The sequence below is a fragment of the Amycolatopsis sp. cg5 genome, from assembly GCF_041346955.1.
Classification (GTDB): domain Bacteria; phylum Actinomycetota; class Actinomycetes; order Mycobacteriales; family Pseudonocardiaceae; genus Amycolatopsis.
In genome coordinates this window covers 8,791,635-8,815,785 of record NZ_CP166849.1, presented here as the reverse complement: position 1 = coordinate 8,815,785, position 24,151 = coordinate 8,791,635, and the positions used below count along the sequence as shown (strand labels likewise).

Here is a 24,151-nt window from a genome sequence, read left to right as displayed (position 1 = left end):
GGCGGAACAAGGGTGGCCCTTGTGTGGCTGGACGTGACAAGGGGTGCCCTTGTCACGTGGCCCCGCCTTGCTCGGGCAGGCGCCCGAGGCGCGAAAATCGGCCTGCCCTACCTAAAGACACCCCCCCACCCGCCCTGGGGGCTCCGCCCTGCAACAGTCTACCGACCGTCACCGACGGAGCCCCCAGATCGAGGGAGTTATCCACAGGGTCACCCGATTGTGGATAACAACTGGGGAAGGTTCAACTACTCAGCGCAATCCCAGTGCACGCAGCGCGAACCCGACCTCGATCGACGTCTGCTTGATCGTCTCGGCGATCACCAGTGAGCCGTGGCCGGCGTCGTAGCGGTAGAACTCGAAAGACGCGTCGCGGGCGGCGAGGCGGCCGAGGTAGTTCTCGATCTGGCGGATCGGGCAGCGCGGGTCGTTGTCGCCGGCGAGCACGAGTACCGGCGCGGTCACCGCGTCGACGTAGGTGATCGGCGAGCACTCCTTGTAGACCGCGGGCACGGTCTCCGGCGAGCCGCCGAAGAGTGCGCGGTCGAACGAGCGCAGCTGCTCCATCTCGTCTTCGTACGCGGCGACGTAGTCGGCCACCGGTACGCCGGCGATACCCGCCGCCCACCGCTCGGGCTGCGTGCCCAACGCGAGCAAAGACAAGTAGCCGCCCCAAGAAGCGCCGTTCACGACGCATTGCGACGGCGAGGCGAGTCCACTTTGGACGGCCCAGTCGTGCACGGCGGCGACGTCTTCGAGTTCGGTCAGGCCGGGGCGGCCTTCGATCGCGTCACGCCAAGCCGAACCGTAGCCGGTCGAGCCGCGGTAGTTGACCTCCACGACCGCGAAACCCGCGTCGAGCCACAGCGCGCGGTAGGCCGAGAAGCGGTCCTCGTCGGCCGCGTGCGGGCCGCCGTGCAGTGAGAACACCGTCGGCAGCGGGCCTTCCGGCGCGTCGGCCGGGCGTGAGACGAGCGCGTGGATCTGGCCGCCGATGCCGTCGACGAACGCGTCCGTCATCGGGGAGGAACCCGGTGACTGGTCGCCGGGCGGCTCGAGCAGGACGGTGTCGGTGCCGTCGGCGGCGCGCACGCGGATCGCGGGCGGGTGGGCGGCGTTCGACCAGCCGTATTCGACGGTGCCGTCCGGGCGCACGCCCGCGCCGCCGATCCGGCCGGCCGGAGTGTCCAAAGAGGACAATGAGCCGGTGGCGAGGTCGTACCGGTACAGCGAGCTGCGGCCCTGGTGGAAGTGCGCGACGAGCAGCGCGTGGGCCTGCGGGTACCAGCCCGCGGCGACCTCTCCTGGCAGGTCAAGGGAAATCTCGGTCTCGGTGTCGGCCTCGACGTCCCAGATCAGCAGTTCCTCGCGGCCGCGCCGCTCGTGCAGCACGAGCAGCCTGGCGTCCCCGCGCAGCGGCGAGAACTCGAGCGCGGAAAGTCCCTTGCCCTCGCCGTCCCACTTGTCCGAGACGACGGCGAAATCGCCGGTCTTCAGCACCCGCAGCGCCGGGTGGCGCGAGTCGCCGTGCTCGGAGTGCGAGATGACCAGCAGCCGCTCGTCACGCGACATCGACGCGATCCCGGCGTCGTCTTCATTCGAGTAGAACAGCTTGGTCTCGCCGCCGGTGTGCGTGAACAGCTTGCTGCCGTCGTCGGTCGAGACGCCGACCGCGATCACCGAGTCGCCGATCTCCAGCCCGGCCGGGTAGCCGTCGTGCACGTCCGGGATCGCCGGCGCGGCTTCGACGCCACCGGCGAACGGCTCACGGACCCACGAGCCGAACTCGTCGCCGTCGGTGTCGTTGAACCACCAGATCCACTGCCCGTCCGGCGACGGCACGGCGTGCATGGTGCCGTTCGGCCGGTCGGTGACGCGGCGGTGCTCGCCGGTCGCGCGGTTCCAGGCGTACACCTCCCAGACGCCGCTGGCGTTGGAGACGTAGATGTTCGCGTCCGGTGCGTCGATCGCCCAGTCCGGGACCGAGATCCGCGACGCGTGGAACCGCGCGCGCCAGCGGCTCTCGGCCGTCGCGTCGTCGAAGAGGCGGTCGGGGACCACCGCGGCCGGAAACTGGGGTGCCGATTGCGTGCTCACCCCTCGATCCTGCCACCTCTGAGCCGTACTGTGTGCGGGGTGCTGGAGGGTTACGCGCCGGGCTACGCGCAGGACGCGATTTCGATGATGGCCGCGCGCCGCGCCGGTGACCGCGCCGCCTTCGTCATGCCCCACCTGAACCCGGCCGTGACGCTGCTCGACGTCGGCTGCGGACCCGGCACCATCACCACCGGCCTGCTGCCCGCGGCCCGCGTCATCGCCGTCGACTCCGAGCCGTCCCAGCTCGTGCATGCCCGCCGCAGGCACCCGAGATCCAAAGTGGAGTTCCTCGCCGCGTCGGCGTACGCGCTCCCGCTCGACGACTCCAGCATCGACATCGTCTTCGCGCACGCGCTCATCGAGCATCTGGCCGATCCGGCGCGGGCGTTGGGCGAGTTCAGACGGGTGCTGCGCACCGGCGGCCTGCTCGCACTGTCCACATCGGACTGGAGCAGGGCCAAACTTCGCCCCAAGACGGCGAATGTGGACGCCGCGCTGCGCGGCCACTACCTGCTGCGCCGTCGCGCGGGCGGCGACCCGTTCGCCGGAAAGCATCTGCCTGGCCAGGTGCAGCAGGCCGGTTTCACCGACATACGCACGCACACCCGCTACCGCGTCGACCAGTCGTACAAGGACCTGGCCGGCTACGTCGAGCAGCGCCTGATCGCCGCACTCCAGCAGGACACCCCGGACCGCGACCAGCTCGCCAGCGCCGCACGCTCGGCGTGGACGTGGTCGCGTGGCCCGTCAGGCGACTTCACACAGTGCTGGGTGGAAGTGCTCGCGACGAAGTGAGCCGGAATTGAAAAAGCGGGCGACCAGTGAACTGATCGCCCGCTTTCGCGTCGGGGTGGCGGGATTCGAACCCACGACCTCCTCGACCCGAACGAGGCACGCTACCAAGCTGCGCCACACCCCGGCTTACTGATTTGGAGCGGCAGGCCGCTCCTCGGGTCGTTGAGAAGTCTAGCGGACCGCTTTTCGGACCTGACGTGGGGTCGTCTGCGGCGTCTTGTCCCTGGCCACCAGGGTCAACAGGCTCGCTTCCGGCGGGCACGCGAACCGGACCGGAGCGAACGGCGAAGTGCCCAGCCCGGCCGAAACGTGCAGCCACATGCGGGCGCCCCAGCGCGACGCGCCACGGGCGCGCGTCCGGTCGAGTTCGCAGTTGGTCACGAGCGCGCCGTAGCCGGGGACGCGCAGCTGGCCGCCGTGCGTGTGCCCGGCCATGACGAGGTCGTAGCCGTCGGCGGCGAAGGTGTCGAGCACCCGCGGCTCCGGCGAGTGCGTGACGCCCAGGCGCAGCGTCGCCGTGCGGTCGGCGGGGCCGGAGATGTCGGTGTAGCGGTCGCGGCGCAGGTGCGGGTCGTCGACGCCCGCGCAGAAGATGTCCTGGCCAGCCACCTCGACCGTGCGCCGGACGTGGGTGAGGTCGACCCAGCCGTGCTCGACGAACGCGGCGCGCAGGTCGCGCCAGGGCAGGTGATCGCCGTGGATGCGCTTCTTGCTGCCCTTGGGCATCAGGTACCGCGCCGGGTTCTTCGGCTTGGGCGCGTAGTAGTCGTTGCTGCCGAAGACGAACACGCCGGGCCGGTCCAGCAGCGGCCCGAGCGCGCGCAGCACGGACGGCACGGCCTGGGGATGCGAGAGGTTGTCGCCGGTGTTGACGACGAAATCGGGGTCCAGCTCGTCGAGCGCGGCCACCCAGCGCTGCTTCGACACGTGCGAGGGCAGCATGTGGAGATCGGACACGTGCAGCACCTTGATCGGCCGCGAGCCCGGGTTCAGCACGGGCAGCTCCGCGGTGCGCAGCGTCCAGTGCCTGCGCTCGATCCCGACGGCGTAACCGAGCGTCGCCGCCCCCAAGGCGACCGTTCCCACGGCCAGGCGTTTGACTGTCAACCCTTTGTCACTCTGCGTGCTCACGGGTTACAGGATACGTGCTCGGTGTCCGAGTCATCGCGCTAGCGGGTGTACCGGCCCGTGAAACGCGAAGGGGCTACGCGATGTGATCGCGTAGCCCCTTCGCGGTCTAGGTCAGTTCATGTACTGCGGATCCGGTTGAGGCAGTTGCTCGACCGGCTGGTCGGCCATGATGTTCTTCATCGCGCCGAACCACGTCCTGGCGGGCGCCCGGCCGCCGTAGATGTTGCCGTTGGGGCAAAGACGCACGAAGCCGGGAGCGCTCGGGTGGTCGCAGATACCGCCCTGGCCACCGCCGAACTTGAACGTCATCGCCGCACCGGCGAGCTGCGGGGTGCCGCCGACGAAGGTGCCGGAGACGTTGTCCTGGGTGGTGCCGGTCTTGCCGATCATCGGCCGGTCCCAGCCGACGTTGCGCGCGGCGGTGTTGGAGGTCCCGCCCGGCAGGTCGTCCTTGCTCAGGCCGACCGCCAGCGTGTTGGCCAGCCCCTCCGGGATGACCTGCTCACAGGCGGCTTCCTTGACCGGGATGGGCTGCCCGTTGCGGTCGGTGACGGACACGATCGGCGTCGGCGGGCACCAGACGCCACCGCTGAGGATGGTCGCCGCGACGTTGCCGAGTTCCAGGCCGCTCAGCGGGCTGGGGCCGAGGGTGATCGCGCCCTTGCCGGGGTTCTTGCCGGACGGCCCGAAGAACTGGAGCTGCGGCATGTTCAACTGCGCGTCGGTCGCCTTGGGATCCACCGGGCGGCCTGCCGCGCTGGTGGCCATGGTCTCGCGCATGCCCAGCTTGTTCGCCATGTCGACGATGGGGCCGGTGCTGCCGATGCGGTCTTCCAGTATCACGAACGAGGTGTTCGGTGAGGTGGCCAGCGCCGTCTGCAGCGACATCGACGCGTCCGCGCCACCGTAGTCACCCGCGTTGCCGACGCAGTACCACTTGGAATTGAGCGGTGGCCCCGTTTTCGGGCAGCTGTTCCCGCCGCCGGTGAAGATCTTCGAGGTGTAGTTCGGTGGCACGTCGATGTTCGCGTAGATCCCGGTGACGCCCTTGTCCAGCGCCGCCGCCGTGGTGAAGATCTTGTACGTCGAACCGGCGCCGCCGACGTTCCAGACGCCGGACGGCAGCGTGAACGAGGTCTGGCCTTGCGAAGCGTCCGTGCCGAAGTCCCGGTTCGCGGCCAGCGCGACGACCGGATGCCGTTCTTTTCCTGGTTTCACCAAGGAAAGCGTGTTCGCGATGTACGGCTCTTTCTTGTCGACCTGCGTTTCGGCCGACTTCTTGGCTTCGGAGTTCGCCTTACGGTCCAAAGTGGTCTTGATGGTGTAGCCGCCGGTCTGGATGTCGTCTTCCTTGAGACCGGCCTTGATGAGGTACTCGAGCGCGTACTGGCAGAAGAAGCCGTGCTCCGGTCCGGCACCGACACAGTTCGAGGCGGGCTTCTTCGGCTGACCTTCGACGACGCCGAGTCCCTCTGCCTTGAACTTCTCCGCGTCCGCCTTCGCGAGCTTCTGGTTCTCCACCATGCGGTCGAGCACCAGATTGCGGCGCTGCAGCGCCTTGTCGGCGTGGTTCCACGGGTCGAAGTAGGCGGGGTTGTTGACCAGCCCGGCGAGCAGTGCGGCCTGCGGGACGGTCAGCGCTTCCGGCGTGGTGTCGAAGTACGCGTGCGCGGCCGCGCCGATGCCGTAGATCTGGCGCGAGAACTCGACGATGTTGAGGTAGCCGGCGAGGATCTGCGGCTTCGTCATCTTCGTCTCGAGCTGGATCGCGATCCGCGCTTCCTTGAGCTTGCGGGCGAGCGAGGCCTCTTGCGCCTTCTGCTGGCCGATCTTGTTGCCGCGGTAGACGATGTTGATCAAGTAGTTCTTGACGTACTGCTGGGTCAGCGTCGACGCGCCCTGCGTGTCGCCGCCCGCGGTGTTGCTGACTGCGGCGCGCAGCGTGCCCGTCCAGTCGACGCCGTGGTGGTCGTAGAACCGCTTGTCCTCGGTCGAGACGAGCGCCCACTGCATCGCCGGGTTGATCTGGGTGTCGGACACCGGCAGCCGGTACTGGTCGTACAGCGTCGCGATCGCGGCGCCCTCGGAGTCTGTGACAGTGGTCACAAGGGGCGGCGGGATGTCGGCGAGGTCGGACGAGGTCTTGTCGACCGTCTCGCTCGCCTGGTTCGACATGACCCCCGCGGCGCCCACGACCGGGAACAACACACCGGCGACGAGGACACCCGCCAGTATGCAAAGACCTAGCAGTTTCAGCAGACCGTCCGTTTTCCGCACGTGATCAGGGTACGCGGAGGCGGTTAGACCTCCGTGACCTCGTGCCACCACCAGGTCCATTCCGGTGACAAAAGCGACCCCGTGTGGTCACCAGTGGTAACGAAAGGCATTCTAGGGCTGGCGGATGGAACCGAGGGACCTTACAGTCCGTCAACGTCTCACGAAGAGAAGCCAGCGACCGGGTGATCAATCTGGTACTGGCACTCCGGCACCGGGGAGGTGCCGGTTTCACCGACGTGAGCAGAGTAGACGCGCTCGCGGGGGCTTGAGCGGCATTTGCCCCTGTTGGTGTGTCGACACCAGGTAGGGAGCTGGGGGTATGGAAACCAACCAGTCGAGCTGGCGGATCGACGCCTCGTGCCGGGACGCTGACCCTGATGGGTTATTCGTCCGCGGCGCGGAGCAGAACCGGGCGAAAAGCGTGTGCATGGGTTGCCCGGTCCGCACTGAATGTCTGGCGGAAGCACTCGACAATCGAATCAGTTTCGGGGTCTGGGGTGGGATGACCGAACGCGAGCGGCGTGCGCTGCTGCGTCGGCGTCCCGACGTCATGAACTGGCGTGACCTGCTCGAATCGGCCAAGAGAGACGCGGACGAGCGCGAAGGTCGCGTAGTCCGGGTTTCGTAATTGGTAAATAAAAAAGAATAAAGAGGGGGAACGTGGGCGCTCTCGCGCTCACGCTCCTGACAGCCGGTCTCCGATATCGCGGAGCCCGGCTATGTCGTGCACGTCGCTGGGGAGCGCGGGCACGCGGACCAGCGGAACCTCCGGGTGCGCGCGAGTGAACCTCGCGAGCAGCCGGGACTCCCGCTCGGCGAGCGTGACCCGGTCCGCGTGCAGCTGAAGCACGGCCACGGCCAGCGGCGCGTTCGTGTCGCCCTTTTCCAGCGACTCGGCCGCGGCGAGCGCTTCCGAGCCCGAGATCGGCGCCAGCACCGGGTGCGTCCTGTTCGCGACGAGCCCGGCCAGAGGCATGGCCTCGTCCGAAAGCCGCTCGACGAAGTAGCTCGCCTCGCGCAGCGCGTCCGGCTCCGGCGCGGCGACCACGATGAACGAGGTGCCCTCCGAGCGCAGCAGCTCGGCCGTTTTGCGCGCCCGCTCCCGGAATCCGCCGAACATGCTGTCGAAAGCTTGCATGAACGCCGACGCGTCGGCCAGCAACTGACCGCCGATGATCGTCGAAACCGCCTTGGCGAACATGGTGAACCCGGCGGTGACCACTTTGCGCAGACCCCAGCCGCTGGCCTTCGCCGGACCGGTGAGCAGCCGGATCATCCGGCCGTCGAGCGCGCTCGAAAGCCGGGTCGGCGCGTCGAGGAAGTCCAGCGCCGACCGGCTCGGCGGGGTGTCGACGATGATCAGGTCCCACTCGTCGGTCGCCGCCAGCTGACCTAGCTTTTCCATCGCCATGTACTCCTGCGTGCCGGAGAACGACGTGGAAATCGTTTGATAGAAAGGATTCTGCAGCAGCTGCTCGGCGCGTTCCGGGCCCGCGTGCTTGCGGACCATGTCGTCGAACGTGCGACGCATGTCGAGCATCATCGCCCACAGTTCGCCCTTGGGCTCGAAACCGTCGACGCTCACCTGCTTCGGGTGATTGCCGAGTTCCTTGAGCCCCAACGCCTGCGCGAGCCTGCGTGCCGGGTCGATGGTGAGCACCACCGTCTGCCTGCCGCGTTCGGCGGCGCGCAACGCCAGCGCGGCCGCGGTCGTCGTCTTGCCGACACCGCCGGAGCCGCAGCACACGATCACGCGACTCTTCGGGTCGTCGATCAGTGCGTCGACGTCGAGTTCCATCAGCGCACCCCCTGCTCGGTCAATGCTTCGGCGAGTTCGTAGAGCGCGGCGACGTCGATGCCGTCGGTGAGATCGGGCAGCTCGAGCGTCGGCAGATCCGCCTCGGCGAGCTGTTCACGCGCGCGCTGCTCGGCGGCGACGCGGATCGCGTGTTCGACGGTCTCCTCGACGAGCGCGTCGAGCGTCTCGTCCGGCAGCTTGAGACCGGTCGCGGCGAGCCCGGCGCGGACCCGGGAGGCGTCGACCCGGCCATCGGCGGCCGCGGTGATCGAGCGCGCCGGCAGCCGCGGCGGGCGGACCCGGTTGACCAGCACCGCACCGGGACGCAGGTCGGCGCCGTCGAGCTCGGCGACACCTTCGACGGTCTCGCGGACCGGCATCTCCTCCAGCAGCGTCACCAGATGCACCGCGGTCTCACCGGAATGCAGCAGCCGCACGACACCGTCGGCCTGGCCGCGGATCGGGCCGGTCTTCGCGAGATCCGTGAGCGCCTTCGTCACGTCGAGGAACTTGACCACCCGGCCCGTCGGCGGCGAATCGACGACGACGGCGTCATAGGTGTGCCTGCCGTCCGACTCGGTGCGGCCGACACATTCCTTGATCTTCCCGGTGAGCAGGACATCACGCAGACCGGGCGCGAGCGTGGTCGCGAACTCGATCGCGCCCATCCGCCGCAGCGTCCGCCCCGCGAAACCCAGGTTGTAGAACATCTCGAAGTACTCGAGCAGCGCCGCCTCGACATCGATGTGCAGCGCACGCAGCTCACCACCACCGGGCGTGGACGCGATCCGCTGCTCCGCGTACGGCAACGGCTCGGTGTCGAAGAGCTGCGCGATGCCCTGACGGCCTTCGACCTCGATCAGCAGCACCCGCCGCCCACTGTGCGCCAGCGCCAGTCCGAGCGCGGCGGCCAAAGTGGTCTTGCCCGTCCCGCCCTTGCCGCTGACGAAATGCAGCCGCGTTCTGGCGAGTTCGTCGGTCCAGCCGGCCAGGGGAGTCGTCACCTTCTCAGCGTAGGTCACCGATCAGCTCGCCAGCATCATGACGCTGACCGCAGCGGCGCCCACCGCGACGATCACCCAGGTCAGCACACCCGGCAGCACGGTGAGCATCAGCACACCCGTGAGGATCAGCACGGTCACCCCGATCGCCCCGCCGACCGCGACCTGCCCCGAGCTGTCCGTCCGATCCCTGACCTTGGCCATCACGATGAGCACCAAGGGCACCCCGACGACACCCCACCCGACCGCGGCCACGACCCGCCAAACGTCCACGCCGCCCACGCTATCCGGCCGGGCACGCCCCCAAACCCCGAAAGCCACTTTCGTCAGGTCTTATCTGCCGAAAGTGGCTTTCGGGCTTGTGGTTACCCGAATGCGTCGTTCGGTCCCTCCCGCCTCCCGAATGCGTCTTTCGGTCCGTGGGAGGTCCCGAATGCGTCTTTCGGCACCTAGCAGGGACCGAAGGACGCATTGGGGCGGGATCAGCTGCCCAGGGGGCCTGCTGGGTGGCAGGGGACCGGGCGGGTGTGGGCCGGGTCGAGTGCGTTGAGGACGTGGCCGGCGGCGTTGCGGTCGGCGGCGAGGCCTGCGTGCTCGGCGAAGTCGAGTGGGCAGGTGTCCTGGAGGACGATGTTGCGGACGTTGGGGCCGGTGCCCTTGCCGCTCGTGTAGGGGATGACCAGCTCGTCGTAGCGGGTGAGGATGTTGGTGTACTGCACGCCAGGCTGGAACTGGCCGTTGCCGCTCTTCATCTTGGTGAGGAAGTCGGAGCCCGCGAGGAACTCGGTGCAGGAGCCGCACAGCGGGTTGAGGATCGGGTCGACGATCGACTGGCCCCATTTGTAGACATGGGAAAGGCCGTACAGCGTCGTGCCGTCCCACAGCGGGGTCAGCCCGACGTACTTGTCCACTTTGGACGCTCCACCGAGGAACTTGACGTAGTAACTGGGCATCACGGTGCCCTCGGAGTGGCCGAGGATGCTCACCTTCGCGGCGCCGGTCGCGGCGAGGACCTTGTCGACGAAGCGGGAGAACTCGGCCGCGCTGTCTTCCATGCGGACCAGGCCGCCGGGCTGGTAAATGGGCAGCGGGTCACCGGGAACGCCGTAGGTCAACGAGAAAACGCAGTAGCCGTTGTTCTTCAGCAGTGGGCTGTAGGTCTGCCAGTTGACGGTCTGGTTGGCGCCGAGGCCGTGCACCAGCACGACCGGGCTCGGGTGTGCCGCGCTCGGGCGGCAGGACCAGTCGTTCGCGCCGGGCGGTGGGCCGCCGGGGTTGGCGAGTTGGGCGGGCAGCGCCGCCAGAAGGTTCCATGGCACGGCCAAGGTCGCGGCCTGGGCGACCGGGGTGGCGAACAGGGCCAGCACCGCGGCGAGGATGACGGTTGAAAGGGACCTCAATGTCCACTCCTACCTACTTGCGAGTAGGTAGGAGTGAAGCACATCACGTTGGAAAGTGCCATACCATCACTGACGTGGGGCGACAGGCCCCATCGGCACGCAGGGGACGGGCGACGCGTGCGGCGGGTCGAGCGCGTTGAGCACGTGGCCGAGCGCGTTCGGGTCGACGGGCAGGCCGACGTGGTTCACGTGATCGTCCGCGCACGTGTCCTGCAGGACGATGTTCGTGCCCTCGCCGAGTCCGCTGGTGTACGGCACGATGTTCTGGTCGTACATCGTCACGATGTTCGTGTATTCGACGTCCGGCAGGAAGATCCCGCCCTCGCGCAGGTGTGCCAGCAGATCCGAGCCGGTGAGCACTTCGGGGCAGGCCGCGCAGTTGGTGATGACGTTGGTCAGCCAGCCGAGTCCGAGCGTGCGCAGCAGCGCGTACGTGTCCGCGGCGCCCGCGACATTCGTGCCGTTCCACAATGGAGCGAGGCTGATGTAGCGGTTGATTTTTCCCGCGCCGCCAAGGAACTTGGCGTAGTAGGTCGGCAACAGCGTGCCCTGCGAGTAGCCGACGATGTCTACTTTGGACTTGCCGGTGGTGGTGAGCACGCGGTCGACGAACGCCTTCAGTTCGGTCGAACTGTCCTCGATCGGGGTGAGCCCGCCGACCACGTCGCCGACGACCGGCGCGCCGGGCAGCACGCCGTAGGTCAGCGAATAGGCGCAATAGCCGCGCGTGAGCAGCATCGGCCCGAGCATGCGCCAGGTGTAGTCCTTGTTGTCGCCGGTGCCGTGCACCAGCACGACCGGTTCGGGATGCGCCTCGCTCGGACGGCACGACCAGTCGTTGAGCCCGTAGAGGGCACCCGCGGGCGCCACTGTCGCCAACCCGGCGACCAGCATCAGGACGACGAGCAGTGCGGAGCGGCGCATGGATCTCCCGTGGGTCGAAGGTGCTCTTCCCGAGGGTGGTGCAGTTCGGCCGCCGCGCCTAGGCCACATCAGGGTGGACCGTGGGTGATGTTCGATCACGGAGCGTGAATTCCGGAACGTCTGTCCGCGGCCGGGCGCGACTTGGCTACGCTCGCGCTTATGAGCGCCACCAAATGGGAGTACGCCACCGTCCCCCTGCTGATCCACGCGACCAAGCAGATTCTCGACCAGTGGGGCGAGGACGGCTGGGAACTCGTCACCGTGCTCCCCAACCCGACCGGTGAGCAGCACGTCGCTTACCTCAAACGAGCCAAGTAACCGGGAGTCGTCGTATGACCTGGAGCGCCCGTCTCGCCGAACTCGGCATCAAGCTGCCTGCCGTGGCCGCGCCGCTGGCCGCCTACGTGCCCGCCGTGAAGTCCGGCTCGTACGTGTACACCTCCGGCCAGCTGCCGTTCGTCGACGGCAAGCTGCCCGCGACCGGCAAGGTCGGCGCCGAGGTCAGCCCGGAAGAGGCCAAGGACTACGCCCGCCTGTCGATCCTCAACGCGCTCGCCGCCGTCGACTCGGTCGTCGGCATCGACAACGTCGCGCGCGTGGTCAAGGTCGTCGGGTTCGTCGCCTCCGCCGAAGGCTTCACCGGGCAGCCCGCCGTGATCAACGGGGCGTCCGAGACGCTCGGCGAGATCTTCGGCGACGCGGGCATCCACGCGCGTTCCGCGGTGGGTGTGGCCGAGCTGCCGATCGGCGCGCCAGTGGAAGTCGAGCTCATCGTCGAGGTGAACTGATGGATCCGGACATCGAGCAGTCCTGTCACGAACTGCTGGTGCGGCTGGCCGGACGGCTGCCGGACCAGACGCTCTGGCGTTTCCGCGACTGGCTCGGCGAAGGTGCGATGAGCACCCTCGCCCGGACCCTCCCAAGATCTTTGCTTAAGCACAGGATCGACCTGAACCAAACGGAGTACCGGCTGCTAGTCGCCGGGCTCATCCCGCACGGCGCCGACTGGCATCAGGTCAGTTCGACACTCGGGGTAGACGAGGTCTCCGATACCCGGTACACATTCTCGCTGAGTGCACCCGAATGGGTTAACTCGGTCGATATGGTGTCCGTGGTGCTTCACGCGACGTTGCGTGGACGGCCGGATGTCGGGGAAGTTCGGCAGAGCTGGCGGCACGGTGGTGCCGACGGCGGTGTAGGACTCGGAGGGGCCAAGCGGGTTCTGGTCGTCACGGCGTTGAACGGACTGCCGAGGCTGACCGGCGAGCTGCAGCGTGTCCTGCGCGTGCTGGGTGACGAAGAACCCAGCGTCGAGGTACTGCTCCCGAACATCGAATTGCCCGAATACCACCAGTCGGCACTGGCGAACTCGGAGTTGGTGTGCGTCGGCGCCGTGGACACCGGAAACCGGCTGGTCGCCGCTTAACGCTCGCGCCTCCAGCGAGCTGGGAGGAGCAGAGCATGGTGGAGGTCAACGAGAACTCCTCGATGGAAGGGTTCTCGGTGCCACTGCGGCTGCACAACCTGTTGCTGGCCCTCGCGGGCCGGATCGACGACACCGCGCTGACCGAAGCGCGTGAGCTGATCGCGCACGCCCACCTCGACGAGGCCGTCGAGCTGGTCACCGGCACGCTCATCGCGGGCCGGATCCCGGTCAACTCCGGCGAGCAGCGCGAACTGGCGCTCGTGCTCGAGATGAGCAGATCGGACGCCACGCTCGTCGACGGCCTGGTCGTCGACGAGTCGGACCAGGACGAGTCGCACCGCTTCACCGGCGACAACGGGCCCGAGTTCGGCGTCGGCGAGGCTTTAGAACGCAGCTTGCAGGTGCTGCCGGACGTGCGCGCGGTGCACGCGGTCTGGCGCACCACACCGGCCGGCAGCGTGCCGGGGCCGATGCCGCAGCGCATCGTGCTGGTCGAGATCGGGCCGGAAGGCAACCCGCCCGCGGTCGCGTTCCGGATCGACACCGCGCTGCGCCGTGCCGGCCTCCGCGCGGTCGTCGAGGTGAGCCCGCCCGGCGCGAAGATGCCCGGCTACCAGAACGCCGCGTGGACCGCGTCGACCCCGGTGTGGGTCACCGGCAACCCGACGCGCCAGGACTTCCAGCCGTTCGAGTCCAAGCCTTCCCCGGTGGTCAAGCAGGCCGACCCGCCGCCGAGCAGGCACGGTCTTCGCGCGGCACCGCCCGTCCAGGTGGCACCGGCGGCACCGGCCGCGCCGGTGACACCGGTGGTGCCGGTCGTCCAGCCGGTGGAGCAGGTGCGTGAGACCAGGGCGGAGCGGACGGCCGACCTGACCCCGGAGGAGGTCGCGCAGCTACGGCGGGCGCTGGCCGAGGACCCGGAGAAGGGCCGCGAGATCGTCTCCGGCAAGCCGAGCCTGCACGAGGTGGTCGAACTGCCCGCGCTGGATCTCGACGACCCGAGCCTGAGCGAGCGCGACCGCGCGCTGCTGCGTGAGCTGCACGCCGAACTCGCCGAGCGCGAGCGCGCCGAGGCGGCGAACATCCGGATGAACGGCGCTTCCCGCTCGGGCGATCAGGGTTGGTCGCCGGCTTAGGTATGTTGCGGTGGTGGAACTGCCGCTGAGCTTCAACATCCCGGTGCGTCCCGATCTATCGGGACCACCGGCGACGCCCAAGGACGCCGCGACGGTCATGTTGCTGCGTGACGTCGACGGCGGCGTCGAGGTCTTCCTGCAGCACCGGGTCAAGGGGATGCCGTTCGCCGGTGGCATGACGGTCTTCCCCGGTGGCGGCGTCGACAAGCGTGACGCCGACGCTTCCGTCGCGTGGGCCGGTCCGGAACCCGCGAAGTGGGCCGAATGGTTCGGCTGTGACGAGTCTCTCGCGCGTGCGCTGGTGTGCGCCGCGGTCCGGGAAACCTTTGAGGAGTCCGGAGTTCTGCTCGCGGGCACCGAGTCGTCCGTACTCGCGGACACGGCCAAGTACGCGGACGTGCGGCAGGCGCTGGTCAGCCGTGAGCTGTCGTTGGCGGCCTTCTTGGCCGACGCCGGGCTGACGTTGCGCGCCGATCTGTTGCGGCCGTGGGCGAACTGGGTGACCCCGGCGGCGGAACCGCGTCGCTACGACACCCGCTTCTTCGTCGCGGTGCTGCCCGAAGGCCAGCACGCGGACGGCATGACCTCCGAAGCCGACAGCTCGGGCTGGCAGCGACCGGCCGAAGCGCTGGCCGACGCCGAGCAGGGCCTGCGCATGCTGATGCCGCCGACCTGGATCACGCTCAACGAACTCGGTGAGTTCAAGGACGCCGCCGAAGCGCTCGCGTCGCCGCGTGAGATCAGCAAGGTGATGCCCAGCCTGGTCCGCGAAGGCGACAAGGTCCGCGTGATCCTGGAGGGACTGTGACCGCACCGACCCACCCGGCCTACGGCGTGCTCCGGCCGGTCTCGCCGACCGCTTCGGTGCTGCTGGAGAACAACCCGTCCGCGATGACGCTCGACGGCACCAACACCTGGGTGCTGCGGGCGCCCGCCGCGGTCACGAAGGTGATCGTCGACCCCGGTTACGAGGACGTCGAGCACCTGACCGAGCTGACCAAGCTCGGCGCGATCGAGCTGATCCTGCTCACGCACCACCACCCCGATCACGTCGAAGGCGCGCCGTGGCTCGCCGAGCGCGTCGGCGCCCCGGTGCGGGCGTTCTCCGCGGAGCTGTGCCGCGGTGGAGAGCCGCTCGTGGACGGCGAGATCGTGCGGGCGGCGGGCCTGGAGATCGAGGTCGTGCACACCCCTGGCCACACCGAGGACTCCGTGTCGCTGCGCGTCGGCGACGAGATGCTGACCGGCGACACCATCCTCGGCCGGGGCACCACGGTGCTCTCCGACCTCGGCGATTACCTGCGCACCCTGCGAAAACTGCTCGACGTGCTGCCGGAAGGTGTGCTCGGACTTCCTGGTCACGGCGCCGAACTGCCGGATCTGCGGGCCACGGTCGCGGAATACCTGGCCCATCGGGAACAGCGGCTCGATCAAGTGCGTTCGGCTCTTCGTGAGCTCGGTGACGACGCCACCGCACGGCAGGTCGTCGAGGTCGTCTACGCCGACGTCGACCCGTCGCTGTGGGTGCCCGCCGAGTGGAGTGTGCAGGCGCAGCTGGACTACTTACGAGCGGAGGCGGGCGCGTGAGCGACCTGAAGATCGAGTTCTACTGGCGGCCGGGTTGCGGGTTCTGTTCCGCGCTGCGCCGTCCCCTGATGGCGAGTGGCCTGCCGGTGCAGGAGATCAACATCTGGGAGGACCCGAACGCGGCGGCCCGCGTGCGCGAGATCGCCGACGGCAACGAGACCGTGCCGACGGTCGTCGTCGGGACCTGGTCCGCCGTCAACCCGAGCTACCCCGAGATCGAGGCGGCCGTCCGCGACCAAGCCCCCGAACTCCTGGGTTCCTGAGCGCTGGGGTCGTGAGTGTTTTGACCGGTTAGAACCGGCCGTACCACTCACGACCCCATGCTCGTGAGGCTCAGCGGGCGACGATCGGCATCAGCAGGTACTTCAGCTCGACCTCCCCTGGGGTGACTTCACGGAGCACCGTCGCGCGTTTGCCCGGCTGGAATTCGAGCCGGATGTCGCGGTCCGCGAACGGCTGCAAGGCGTCGAGCAGGTACTTGGCTTGGAACGACGGTGACGTCCGGCCGCCGGACACGTCCGCCTTCACGAACTCCTCGGCCTCGCCGGTCTGATCGCGGGTGCTGGCCAGCCTGACCTGGTTGTCGCCGACCTCCAAGGTCAGCGCGCGCAAGCCGTCGGCGAAGAAGCTGACCCGGCGCACGGCCGCGGCCAGTGCCTCCGCGTTCAGTTCGAGCGCCGTGTCCACCTGACCGGTCGGAATGGCTTCCGCCGACAGGAAACCGCCGTCGAGCACGGCGGTGCTCGCGACATTGCCCGACCAGCTCAGCGCGAAGCGGTTGCGGTCGGCGTGCAGTCCGATCGGGCCGCTCGCCTGCTTGCCGAGTTCGGTCAGCAGGGTCGCCGGGACCAGCGCGTCCAGCTCCGAGTAGCCGGAAACGACCGGCATGGACGCGATCGCCATCCGGTAGCGGTCGGAGGCGACCAGTTCGAGCCGGTCGCCCACCAGCCGCATGCGCACTCCGGTGAACACGGGCAGCGTCTCGTCGCGCGACGCCGTGCCCGCGACCGAGCGCAGCGCCCGCGCGAGCAGCGCGCCGTCGACCTCCGCGACCTTCTCCGGCGGAGCCACGGCGCCGGGATGAAGATCGCGATCCAGCAGCGGCAACGCGAACCGGGCGCCCGGGACGCGCACGGCCAGCCGCGAGCCCTCGACCACCAGGCGGACTTGGGGCGCGTCGAGCATGCGCAATGTCTCCGCCAAGGCCGCGGCGGGGACGAGCGCGGCGCCGTCGGTGTGCACGGTGGCCGCGCAGTGCAGCCGGGCCGCGCGCTCGTGGTCGTTGCCAGAGAGCGTCAGCCCGGCCGCACCGGCTTCGAGCAGCACTCCGGAGAGCGCCGCGTTGCCGTACTTCACCGGCAGCAGCCGAGCCGCCGCGGAGGCGGCTTCGGAAAGCGTCCGGCAGGTCGCTGTGAGATCCATACCGCCAAGTTAGGCGGCAGCACCGACAAGTTCGGTGTCCGAAGCCTCGGCCTGCGGCCCGAACGGCCGGACCGTGCCACGCAACTTCCACAGCGCGACCGCGACCAGCAGGCCCGCGACACCGGCCGCGATGAACGCCGAGCCGGGACCGTGGTGCTCGACCAGGTAGCCGCTGATCGACTGGCCGAACGCCAGGCCCAGCGTCACCGCGGTCAGCACCCAGCCGAACGCCTCGGCCGCGGTGCCCTTCGGCGCGACGACCTCGATCATCGTCGAGTGCGTCGCCGACTGCGGGGTGATCAGCGCGCCGGCGAAGAGCATGCCGAGCGCCAGCGTCCACAGGTTCGACGGCAGCGCGAGCAGCGCGACCAGCACGGCGAACACACCGAGCAGCACCGGCAGGCGCTGACCGATCGGGGTCGGCCAGGGCCGCATGCTGTACGCGACACCGAACGCGACCGAGCTGATAGACCAGGCCGAAAGCAGCAGGCCACCCATGGCGGGGAAGCCGGCGTTCGTCGCCGACGCCGGGACCGCGACCTCGACGAAGCCGATCACGATGCCGAAGCCCAGCACTGCCAGCGCGAGCGTGCGCATGCCGGGGCTGGCGAGCGCGCCGAGCATGCTGCGCGAGGTCTTCTCAGCCGACTTCCAGCTGCGGACCTTGGGGCTCAGCGCGAACAGGATCGTGCCGAGCACCTGGATGCCGGAGCCGATGATCATGCCGGTGCCCGCCCACGGCGCGGCGACGAGCAGACCGGCGAAACCCGGTCCGAGCACGAAGAAGACCTCCATGCTGATGGCCTCGTACGAGAACGCCGCGTTGCGCGCTGGTCCCGGCGGCAGCAGCCGCGTCCACAGCGCTCGTGACGCGGAGCCGACGCTCGGCTCGGCCATACCGGCGATCGCCGCAGGCACGAGGAGTACCCAGGTCGGCATCCGCGATTCGATGGCGAAGACGAGCGCCGCGATGCCAACCGAGAACACGGCCACCGTGATGAGCAGTGGTTTCGTCGGGCCGAACCGGTCGATCAGCCTGCCCTGCAGCACCGCGCCGAGCGCGACACCGATCAGCATGGCCGCCGAGATCAGCCCGGCCGTCGCGAACGAACCCGTCTCGCGCTGCACGTAGAGCAGCGCCGAGATGCCGACCATGGCGATCGGCAGGCGCGCCAGCAGCGACGCGATGACAGGACCACGCGAACCGGGGGCGGTCAGCGCGGTGCGGTAGTCGGCGAGGGTGGCACGGGATTCGGACGCGGAGTGGGACATGCGTACCAGTATGCACCACTGTGGTACGCCGGTACCAGTTATTTGATGGTCAGGTGCGTCACCCTGTTCGCGCAGCTCACGCGGGGTGTCTCCGACTTCGGTAACAAGCGGATAACCGAGGGAATGAAACCTCTGACCCGATCGTTGGACACTGTGTTGCAGGTCTCACCGAGCTGGTTCATCTCGGTTTCATAACGTCACGCTGATTCTGGGTGAACTTGCGCAACAAACCGCATCCGCGGGCGTCCTTGAGAGTGAATGGCCTTGAATTCTTGGGTAGGGGCCATGCGATGGTTGTACGACAACACACAAACTCCCTCCGGCACACGGGTCGGGGCCTTAGGTCCGGAGGGCGGGGAGCGCGGAGCGTCGGGGGATGGTCCGCGCACAGCGAAGGGCCGGTGCGCCACGTCGGGGGTGGCGCCCGGCCCTTCGTTCTGCGTCTGAAGCTACCTGGCCCGGCGGGCGAGCCGCTCCGGGTCGAGGATCAGCACACTCTTGCCTTCGAGCCGCAGCCAGCCGCGGTGCGCGAAGTCGGCGAGCGCCTTGTTGACGGTCTCGCGCGAGGCGCCGACGTACTGGGCGATCTCTTCCTGGGTCAGGTCGTGGGTGACCCGGAGCAGGCCGGCTTCCTGGCTGCCGAAGCGCTGGGCCAGGGTGAGCAGCGCGCGGGCGACACGGCCCGGCACGTCGGTGAAGATCAGCTCGGCGACCATGTTGTTGGTCCGGCGCAGCCTGCGAGCGACCACGCGCAGTAACTGCTCGGCGATCTCGGGGCGGGTGGAGATCCACTGCCGCAGCGCGGGCCGGTCCATCGTCACCGCGCGCACCTCGGTCACCGTGGTGGCGCTCGAAGTACGAGGTCCGGGGTCGAAAATGGACAGTTCACCGAACATGTCCGACGGCCCGAAGATCCCCAAGAGGTTCTCGCGGCCGTCCGGCGACTTGCGCCCGATCTTCACCTTGCCGGACTGGATGATGTACAGCCGGTCGCCGGGCTCACCCTCGTTGAAGATCACGTGTCCACGCGGGAATTCGACATGCTCCAAGGTCTGAGCCAGCGCCTCCGCCGCTGCCGGCTCAACACCCTGGAAGATGCCCGCGCGGGCCAGGGTTTCGTCCACCTCGGTGCCTCCTCGTCGAGAAGCGACTTGCGTTCCCGATCACCGGGAGCGTGTCGCCGATCACTTTTCTGCAGTCTAGGGCGTGCGTGCGAGACCGCCCGTCGGCGCGCCGGGGTTGCCGGCGCCGGACTAGATGATCTCGCCCGTCGGGAGAGCCTAGTCCCGCGCGCGACGGGTGCGCAGCTTGGCCGCCCGTCCGCCGAGCCTGCGCAGCCGGAACAGCTCCAGCGCGCGGCCGATTCCGTGTCCGTACAGCGCCTTGACCTCGTTGGGCTGGGCCTGCTCCAGGAACTCCTCGACTTCGTTTTCCTGCACCGCGACATGGCGCAGGCGGCTCTCCACGCGCTCCATGAACAGCGCGAAGAACATGATCACCAGCGGCACGAGTATTACGAACCAGACTGTCATCGACTCCAGATCCTCGCTCAAAGCGGCCTGATCTATGCGCCACCCGACGTCGTTGTGGCGTGTCGGCCGTCGACCGGTGTAAGGCTCCCACCGGCTCGTCCGAAGGCGCCCGTAGGCTATCGGGGTGCCACCAGCCGCGAATAACGCCCCCCGGAAGGCTCTTTCCGTAGACGGTGAATCTCGGCTGGCTTTGGTAAGACGCGCACGTCGTATCAAGCGTTGCCTCGACGACGCATATCCGGACGCGCATTGTGAGCTGGATTTCACGACACCGCTCGAACTGCTGGTGGCGGTCGTGCTCTCGGCGCAGACCACCGATGTGCGGGTCAACATGGTGACTCCCGCACTCTTCGCGCGCTACCGCAGCGCCGCCGACTACGCGGGCGCCGACCGGACCGAGCTGGAGGAGTACCTGCGCTCGACCGGTTTCTACCGCGCCAAGGCGAACTCGGTGATGGGACTGGGCGCGGCGCTGGTCGAGCGCTTCGACGGCGAGGTGCCCGGCAAGCTCAAGGACCTGGTCACGTTGCCCGGTGTCGGTCGGAAAACGGCGAATGTGGTGCTAGGTGACGCATTCGGTGTGCCGGGGATCACCGTCGACACCCACTTCGGACGGCTGGTCCGCCGCTGGGGCTGGACCGACCTGGAGGACCCGGTCAAGGTCGAGCACGCGGTCGGCGAGCTGATCCCCCGCAAGGAGTGGACCATGCTGTCGCACCGGACGATCTTCCACGGCCGCCGCGTCTGCCATGCCCGCAAGCCCGCCTGCGGCGCCTGCCCGCTCGCGAAGATGTGTCCCTCGTTCGGGGCAGGGCCGACCGGCTTCGAGGAGGCCGCGAAGCTGGTCAAGGGGCCGGAGCGCGACCACCTGCTGGCGATGGTGACGCAGTCTTGACCGCGGTCACCAAGTGGGCGATCGGCGTCGCCGTACTGGCGGTGGCGCTGATCGTCGCACTGCTGCCGCGTGACAACGGCTCGTCCGTGAGTTCCGAAGACCTGACGGCCGCGCGCGCGAAGGCCGCGCTGGCCGCTTGCCCCGCCGCGGGCGGCGAAGTGCCGCAGCTGCGCGGGGTGAGCGTCGAGTGCCTCGGCGACGGCGCGAAGGTCGACCTCGGCGCCGCGCTCGGCGGCAAACCGACGCTGGTCAACCTGTGGGCGACCTGGTGTGAGCCCTGCAAGACCGAGCTGCCGGTGCTCGACAAGTACGCGGCGGAGCCGGGCGCGGTGCGCGTGCTCGGCGTGCAGGTCGAGAGCAAGGCTTCGGACGGGCTGGAACTTTTCGCCGCCTTGGGCGTCCACCTTCCGTCGGTGTTCGACGGCGACTCCCGGGTGCGCAAGGCGTTGAAGACGCCGCCGTCGCTGCCGGCCTCGTACCTGATCACCTCGGGTGGCGAGGTCCGGTTCATCGAGACCCCACGGGTCTTCGACAACACTGACCAGGTACGTGGAGCGGTGGAAGGGGTCCGATGACCGAGGTGGGACCGCTCGTCGACGCCGATTCGGTGCCGGAATGGCTGCGGCCGCTGGTCAAGATCAGCGGTGAGCTCGACCAGAAGACGTTCACCCGGTTCACCGTGCCCAACGACGAGTACGCGCGCGCCGCCGCCGTGCTGATCCTGTTCGGCGAGGGCGTGAACGGCCCCGACGTGCTGCTGCTGCGCCGCGCGGACACGCTCGGCTCGCACGCGGGCCAGGTCGCGTTCCCCGGCGGCGGTGTCGACGAAGGCGACGACGGACCCGTCGGCACCGCGCTGCGCGAGGCCGAAGAGGAGACCGGCGTGCTGCCGTCGGGTGTGCGCCCGGTCGCGATACTGCCCGAGCTGTTCGTGCCCGTGTCCGGGTTCGCCGTCACGCCCGTGCTGGCCTACTGGGAGACTCCGTCCCCGGTGCACGCCGTCGACCCGGCGGAGACCGCGGCGGTGGCCAGGATCCCGATCGCCGACCTCGTCGACCCGGCCAACCGCTACCAGGTGCGCAGGCCGGGCGGCGGCTGGAAGGGCCCGGCGTTCGACGTCGGCGGACTGTTCGTGTGGGGTTTCACCGCCGGTCTGCTGTCGGTGCTGCTCTCGTTGGCAGGCTGGGAGCGGGAATGGGACCGCACCGACGTCCGCGACCTTGACGTAGCTTTGTTCACCCCGAAGTCCTAGGAGTTACCCGCGTTGAACTGGGTTGATGTGGTGGTTCTGCTGCTGGCGGTGCTGGCGGCCGTATCCGGCGCATTCCAAGGCGTGATCATCGCCTTGCCGTCGCTGCTGGGCGTGATACTCGGCGCGATCGCGGGGATCAAGCTCGCCCCGCTGGTCGTGGAGCTGTTCACGCACCCGGCGGCGAAGGTCGCGTTCGCGGTGGCCACCGTGGTCTTCCTGGTCGCGCTCGGCGAGACGCTCGGCGTGTGGGCCGGGCGGCGGCTGCGGCAGAAGATCAACCCCGAGAAACTGTCCGGTTTGGACAAGTCGCTCGGCGCGATCGTGCAGGCCGCGGTCGTGTTCGTGATCGCGTGGCTGATCGCGACCCCGCTGACCACCGTCTCCGGGCTGCCCGGTCTGGCCAAGGCGATCAACGGCTCCGCCGTGCTCGGCGGCGTCAACGACGTGATGCCATCGGCGGCGCAGGGCTTCCCGAGCCAGCTGCGCAAGCTGCTCGACGCGTCCGGCTTCCCGTCCATTGTGGACCCGTTCCAGCGCACCGAGACCCCGGACACCGAGCCGCCTGACCCCGCGCTGCAGGCCAGCGCCGTGGTGCAGGACGTGCACCAGAGCGTGGTCAAGATCCGCGGCAACGCGCCGTCGTGCTCGCGCGCGCTGGAGGGCAGCGGGTTCGTCATCGCGCCGAACCGCGTGATGACCAACGCGCACGTGGTCGCGGGCACCGACGAGACCTGGATCGAGACCACCAAGGGCAAGTTCCCGGCGAAGGTCGTCTACTTCAACCCGGAGGTCGACATCGCGGTCCTGTCGACGCCCCGGTTCGCCGCGCCCGCGCTGCCGCTCGCGCCGGACCAGGCGAAGAACGGCGACAGCGCGATCGTGCTCGGCTACCCGCTCGACGGCCCGTACACCGCGACGCCCGCGCGCGTGCGCGGCCGGATCAACCTGCGCGGACCGGACATCTACGAGGCCAACACCGTGCAGCGCGACGTGTTCACCGTGCGCGCCGGCATCCGCAGCGGCAACTCCGGCGGGCCGATGATCGACCCGCAGGGCCGGGTCATCGGGGTCGTGTTCGGCGCGGCCGTCGAGGACCCCGACACCGGCTTCACGCTGACCGCGAACCAGGTCCGCGCGGAGGTCGAGGCGGCGCCGTCCCAGCTGGCCCAGGTCAGCACCGGCTCCTGCGCGGCCTAGCAACCCGGGATAAAGCGGGCTTTACTCCGCGATGTTTAGCGGGCTTTATCCCCGGGAGTAAAGCCCGCTTTATCCCGGGGCTTTGAGGAAGTCCAGGAGCGCGTCGCTGGTGCGGGCCGGGGCTTCCAGGTGCGGGAAGTGGCCGATGCCGTCCCAGGGCCGCAAGGCCGTGTGCGGGCCGAACCAGGGTGTTGACGCGTAGGCGGTCTCGGGCAGGACGCAGCGGTCGGCCGAGCCGTGGATCTGGAGCACGGGCGCCGCGATGCGGGTGCCGACGGCGTCGGCGAACCGCTTGCCCTCGCCGCGGAACTGCGCGCGGAACGCCCAGCGGTAGTACTCGAGCGCGCTGTGCGCGACGCCGGGCACGAGCATCGCCTGCCGGAACTTGGCCGCCGTGTCGGCGAAATCGGCCGTCTCCGTCCACTCCGGACCGGACCAGGCGCGCATGAGCGTCTCGACGGCGAGCGCGTCGTCGCGGACGAGGCCGCGTTCGGGGGACATCGGGATCTGGAAGCGGAACAGGTGCGCGACCGCGCGCGCCTGGTTGGTGCGCCTGCGGTGCAGCAGCGTTCCGGTGACGGACGACTTCAGCGCCAGCGGATGCGCGGCGCCGAGCAGGCTCACCGACGACGCGACGCGGGGATGCAGCGCGGCCGCGGTCAGCGCGAGCATGCCGCCCCACGCGTGCCCGACGAGATGCGCGCGCCGCACGCCCAAAGCCCTGATCAAACCGGCGACGTCACCGGCGAGCGTCCACGCGTCGTAGCCGCGCGGGGGTTTGTCGGAGTCGCCGTAGCCACGAAGGTCGACGGCGATGGCGCGGTAACCCGCTTCGGCCAGCGCGGTCAGCTGGTGATGCCAGGTCCACCAGAACTCGCCGAAGCCGTGCAGCAACAGCACGGCGGGCCCGGCACCGACCTCCGCCACGTGCAGGCGGATGCCGTTCGCCGAGACGTCGCGATGCGTCCAGGGTCCGTCGAGCCGGACGCTGGACGGGTCCGGTGCCGACACC

The 24,151-nt window shown here is 68.9% G+C and carries 26 protein-coding genes and 1 tRNA gene; 13 read left to right on the top strand and 14 right to left on the bottom strand.

Annotation, left to right across the window (positions count from 1 at the left end; genetic code table 11):
- Positions 1-249 precede the first annotated feature (249 nt).
- Positions 250-2,094 (bottom strand): prolyl oligopeptidase family serine peptidase, encoded by a 1,845-nt coding sequence (locus AB5J62_RS40030; protein WP_370945233.1) that lies wholly within the window; start codon positions 2,092-2,094, stop codon positions 250-252.
- Positions 2,095-2,133: 39 nt separating this feature from the next.
- Here AB5J62_RS40030 and AB5J62_RS40025 point away from each other — a divergent pair, with 39 nt between their 5' ends.
- Positions 2,134-2,889 carry a methyltransferase domain-containing protein gene (locus AB5J62_RS40025; RefSeq protein WP_370945232.1) on the top strand — a complete coding sequence of 252 codons (756 nt, stop codon included), beginning with the start codon at positions 2,134-2,136 and terminating at the stop codon, positions 2,887-2,889.
- A gap of 50 nt (positions 2,890-2,939) precedes the next feature.
- Here AB5J62_RS40025 and AB5J62_RS40020 read toward each other — a convergent pair.
- The 3 genes from AB5J62_RS40020 to AB5J62_RS40010 form a co-directional block, all read right to left on the bottom strand.
- Positions 2,940-3,013, bottom strand: a tRNA-Pro gene (locus AB5J62_RS40020).
- 47 nt (positions 3,014-3,060) lie between these two features.
- A complete protein-coding gene (locus tag AB5J62_RS40015; RefSeq protein ID WP_370950468.1) occupies positions 3,061-3,975 on the bottom strand; it encodes a metallophosphoesterase in 915 nt (304 codons plus the stop codon).
- A 156-nt stretch (positions 3,976-4,131) separates the two neighbouring features.
- Positions 4,132-6,297, bottom strand: a complete 2,166-nt coding sequence (locus tag AB5J62_RS40010) for a transglycosylase domain-containing protein (protein WP_370945231.1) — start codon at positions 6,295-6,297, stop codon at positions 4,132-4,134.
- Between the two features lie 319 nt (positions 6,298-6,616).
- Here AB5J62_RS40010 and AB5J62_RS40005 point away from each other — a divergent pair, with 319 nt between their 5' ends.
- Positions 6,617-6,925, top strand: coding sequence for a WhiB family transcriptional regulator (locus tag AB5J62_RS40005; RefSeq protein WP_370945230.1), 309 nt, complete (start codon positions 6,617-6,619; stop codon positions 6,923-6,925).
- 48 nt (positions 6,926-6,973) lie between these two features.
- On the opposite strand, the gene AB5J62_RS40000 is transcribed toward AB5J62_RS40005, so the two are convergent.
- From AB5J62_RS40000 to AB5J62_RS39980, 5 genes are all read right to left on the bottom strand, one after another.
- Positions 6,974-8,095, bottom strand: coding sequence for an ArsA family ATPase (locus AB5J62_RS40000; RefSeq protein ID WP_370945229.1), 1,122 nt, complete (start codon positions 8,093-8,095; stop codon positions 6,974-6,976).
- On the bottom strand, positions 8,095-9,099 hold the full coding sequence (locus AB5J62_RS39995; RefSeq protein WP_370945228.1) for an ArsA family ATPase: 1,005 nt from the start codon (positions 9,097-9,099) through the stop codon (positions 8,095-8,097). The genes AB5J62_RS40000 and AB5J62_RS39995 overlap by 1 nt, the downstream gene beginning before the upstream one ends.
- Positions 9,100-9,120: 21 nt before the next feature.
- Positions 9,121-9,369: a hypothetical protein gene (locus AB5J62_RS39990; protein WP_370945227.1), complete on the bottom strand. Its 249-nt coding sequence runs from the start codon at positions 9,367-9,369 to the stop codon at positions 9,121-9,123.
- Between the two features lie 209 nt (positions 9,370-9,578).
- Positions 9,579-10,496, bottom strand: a complete 918-nt coding sequence (locus tag AB5J62_RS39985) for an esterase/lipase family protein (RefSeq protein ID WP_370945226.1) — start codon at positions 10,494-10,496, stop codon at positions 9,579-9,581.
- A 66-nt stretch (positions 10,497-10,562) separates the two neighbouring features.
- A complete protein-coding gene (locus AB5J62_RS39980; protein WP_370945225.1) occupies positions 10,563-11,420 on the bottom strand; it encodes an esterase/lipase family protein in 858 nt (285 codons plus the stop codon).
- 159 nt (positions 11,421-11,579) lie between these two features.
- Here AB5J62_RS39980 and AB5J62_RS39975 point away from each other — a divergent pair, with 159 nt between their 5' ends.
- The 7 genes from AB5J62_RS39975 to AB5J62_RS39945 are packed head-to-tail and all read left to right on the top strand — an operon-like array spanning position 11,580 to position 15,832.
- Positions 11,580-11,738, top strand: coding sequence for a DUF4177 domain-containing protein (locus AB5J62_RS39975; RefSeq protein ID WP_091288329.1), 159 nt, complete (start codon positions 11,580-11,582; stop codon positions 11,736-11,738).
- A gap of 14 nt (positions 11,739-11,752) precedes the next feature.
- Positions 11,753-12,208 carry a RidA family protein gene (locus AB5J62_RS39970; protein WP_091288328.1) on the top strand — a complete coding sequence of 152 codons (456 nt, stop codon included), beginning with the start codon at positions 11,753-11,755 and terminating at the stop codon, positions 12,206-12,208.
- Complete coding sequence (locus tag AB5J62_RS39965; RefSeq protein WP_370945224.1) at positions 12,208-12,846, top strand: hypothetical protein; 639 nt, start codon at positions 12,208-12,210, stop codon at positions 12,844-12,846. The genes AB5J62_RS39970 and AB5J62_RS39965 overlap by 1 nt, the downstream gene beginning before the upstream one ends.
- Before the next feature lie 35 nt (positions 12,847-12,881).
- The gene (locus tag AB5J62_RS39960) at positions 12,882-13,982 is read left to right on the top strand and encodes a hypothetical protein (protein WP_370945223.1); all 1,101 of its coding nucleotides are present in this window, start codon (positions 12,882-12,884) and stop codon (positions 13,980-13,982) included.
- A gap of 10 nt (positions 13,983-13,992) precedes the next feature.
- Entirely contained in the window at positions 13,993-14,790 is a 798-nt protein-coding gene (locus AB5J62_RS39955; RefSeq protein ID WP_370945222.1) for an NUDIX hydrolase, read from the top strand.
- The gene (locus AB5J62_RS39950; protein WP_370945221.1) at positions 14,787-15,569 is read left to right on the top strand and encodes an MBL fold metallo-hydrolase; all 783 of its coding nucleotides are present in this window, start codon (positions 14,787-14,789) and stop codon (positions 15,567-15,569) included. The genes AB5J62_RS39955 and AB5J62_RS39950 overlap by 4 nt, the downstream gene beginning before the upstream one ends.
- Positions 15,566-15,832: a glutaredoxin domain-containing protein gene (locus tag AB5J62_RS39945; RefSeq protein ID WP_370945220.1), complete on the top strand. Its 267-nt coding sequence runs from the start codon at positions 15,566-15,568 to the stop codon at positions 15,830-15,832. The genes AB5J62_RS39950 and AB5J62_RS39945 overlap by 4 nt, the downstream gene beginning before the upstream one ends.
- 70 nt (positions 15,833-15,902) lie before the next feature.
- Here the strand turns inward: AB5J62_RS39945 and dnaN are convergent, their stop codons facing one another.
- The 4 genes from dnaN to AB5J62_RS39925 form a co-directional block, all read right to left on the bottom strand.
- On the bottom strand, positions 15,903-16,991 hold the full coding sequence (gene dnaN, locus AB5J62_RS39940; protein ID WP_370945219.1) for a DNA polymerase III subunit beta: 1,089 nt from the start codon (positions 16,989-16,991) through the stop codon (positions 15,903-15,905).
- 9 nt (positions 16,992-17,000) lie between these two features.
- On the bottom strand, positions 17,001-18,263 hold the full coding sequence (locus AB5J62_RS39935) for an MFS transporter (protein ID WP_370945218.1): 1,263 nt from the start codon (positions 18,261-18,263) through the stop codon (positions 17,001-17,003).
- 449 nt (positions 18,264-18,712) lie between these two features.
- On the bottom strand, positions 18,713-19,387 hold the full coding sequence (locus AB5J62_RS39930; protein WP_091288322.1) for a Crp/Fnr family transcriptional regulator: 675 nt from the start codon (positions 19,385-19,387) through the stop codon (positions 18,713-18,715).
- A gap of 156 nt (positions 19,388-19,543) precedes the next feature.
- Positions 19,544-19,795, bottom strand: coding sequence for a hypothetical protein (locus AB5J62_RS39925; RefSeq protein WP_091288321.1), 252 nt, complete (start codon positions 19,793-19,795; stop codon positions 19,544-19,546).
- Positions 19,796-19,919: 124 nt separating this feature from the next.
- On the opposite strand from AB5J62_RS39925, the gene nth reads away from it, so the two are divergent.
- Genes nth through AB5J62_RS39905 form a run of 4 tightly spaced genes read left to right on the top strand, consistent with a single transcriptional unit; the run spans position 19,920 to position 23,139 of the window.
- Positions 19,920-20,690, top strand: coding sequence for an endonuclease III (gene nth / locus AB5J62_RS39920; protein WP_370945217.1), 771 nt, complete (start codon positions 19,920-19,922; stop codon positions 20,688-20,690).
- On the top strand, positions 20,687-21,265 hold the full coding sequence (locus tag AB5J62_RS39915; RefSeq protein WP_370945216.1) for a TlpA family protein disulfide reductase: 579 nt from the start codon (positions 20,687-20,689) through the stop codon (positions 21,263-21,265). The genes nth and AB5J62_RS39915 overlap by 4 nt, the downstream gene beginning before the upstream one ends.
- Positions 21,262-21,942 (top strand): CoA pyrophosphatase, encoded by a 681-nt coding sequence (locus AB5J62_RS39910; protein WP_370945215.1) that lies wholly within the window; start codon positions 21,262-21,264, stop codon positions 21,940-21,942. The genes AB5J62_RS39915 and AB5J62_RS39910 overlap by 4 nt, the downstream gene beginning before the upstream one ends.
- Before the next feature lie 12 nt (positions 21,943-21,954).
- Positions 21,955-23,139 carry a MarP family serine protease gene (locus AB5J62_RS39905; RefSeq protein WP_370945214.1) on the top strand — a complete coding sequence of 395 codons (1,185 nt, stop codon included), beginning with the start codon at positions 21,955-21,957 and terminating at the stop codon, positions 23,137-23,139.
- A 69-nt stretch (positions 23,140-23,208) separates the two neighbouring features.
- On the opposite strand, the gene AB5J62_RS39900 is transcribed toward AB5J62_RS39905, so the two are convergent.
- Entirely contained in the window at positions 23,209-24,150 is a 942-nt protein-coding gene (locus tag AB5J62_RS39900; protein WP_370945213.1) for an alpha/beta fold hydrolase, read from the bottom strand.
- Position 24,151: the final 1 nt, after the last annotated feature.

Coding starts and splice junctions, on each gene's coding strand:
- AB5J62_RS40005 (WP_370945230.1), top strand. CDS start 6,617: ATGGAAACCAACCAGTCGAGCTGGCGGATCGACGCCTCGTGCCGGGAC.
- AB5J62_RS40000 (WP_370945229.1), bottom strand. CDS start 8,095: ATGGAACTCGACGTCGACGCACTGATCGACGACCCGAAGAGTCGCGTG.
- AB5J62_RS39980 (WP_370945225.1), bottom strand. CDS start 11,420: ATGCGCCGCTCCGCACTGCTCGTCGTCCTGATGCTGGTCGCCGGGTTG.
- AB5J62_RS39975 (WP_091288329.1), top strand. CDS start 11,580: ATGAGCGCCACCAAATGGGAGTACGCCACCGTCCCCCTGCTGATCCAC.
- AB5J62_RS39970 (WP_091288328.1), top strand. CDS start 11,753: ATGACCTGGAGCGCCCGTCTCGCCGAACTCGGCATCAAGCTGCCTGCC.
- AB5J62_RS39965 (WP_370945224.1), top strand. CDS start 12,208: ATGGATCCGGACATCGAGCAGTCCTGTCACGAACTGCTGGTGCGGCTG.
- AB5J62_RS39960 (WP_370945223.1), top strand. CDS start 12,882: ATGGTGGAGGTCAACGAGAACTCCTCGATGGAAGGGTTCTCGGTGCCA.
- dnaN (WP_370945219.1), bottom strand. CDS start 16,991: ATGGATCTCACAGCGACCTGCCGGACGCTTTCCGAAGCCGCCTCCGCG.
- AB5J62_RS39935 (WP_370945218.1), bottom strand. CDS start 18,263: ATGTCCCACTCCGCGTCCGAATCCCGTGCCACCCTCGCCGACTACCGC.
- AB5J62_RS39925 (WP_091288321.1), bottom strand. CDS start 19,795: ATGACAGTCTGGTTCGTAATACTCGTGCCGCTGGTGATCATGTTCTTC.
- AB5J62_RS39910 (WP_370945215.1), top strand. CDS start 21,262: ATGACCGAGGTGGGACCGCTCGTCGACGCCGATTCGGTGCCGGAATGG.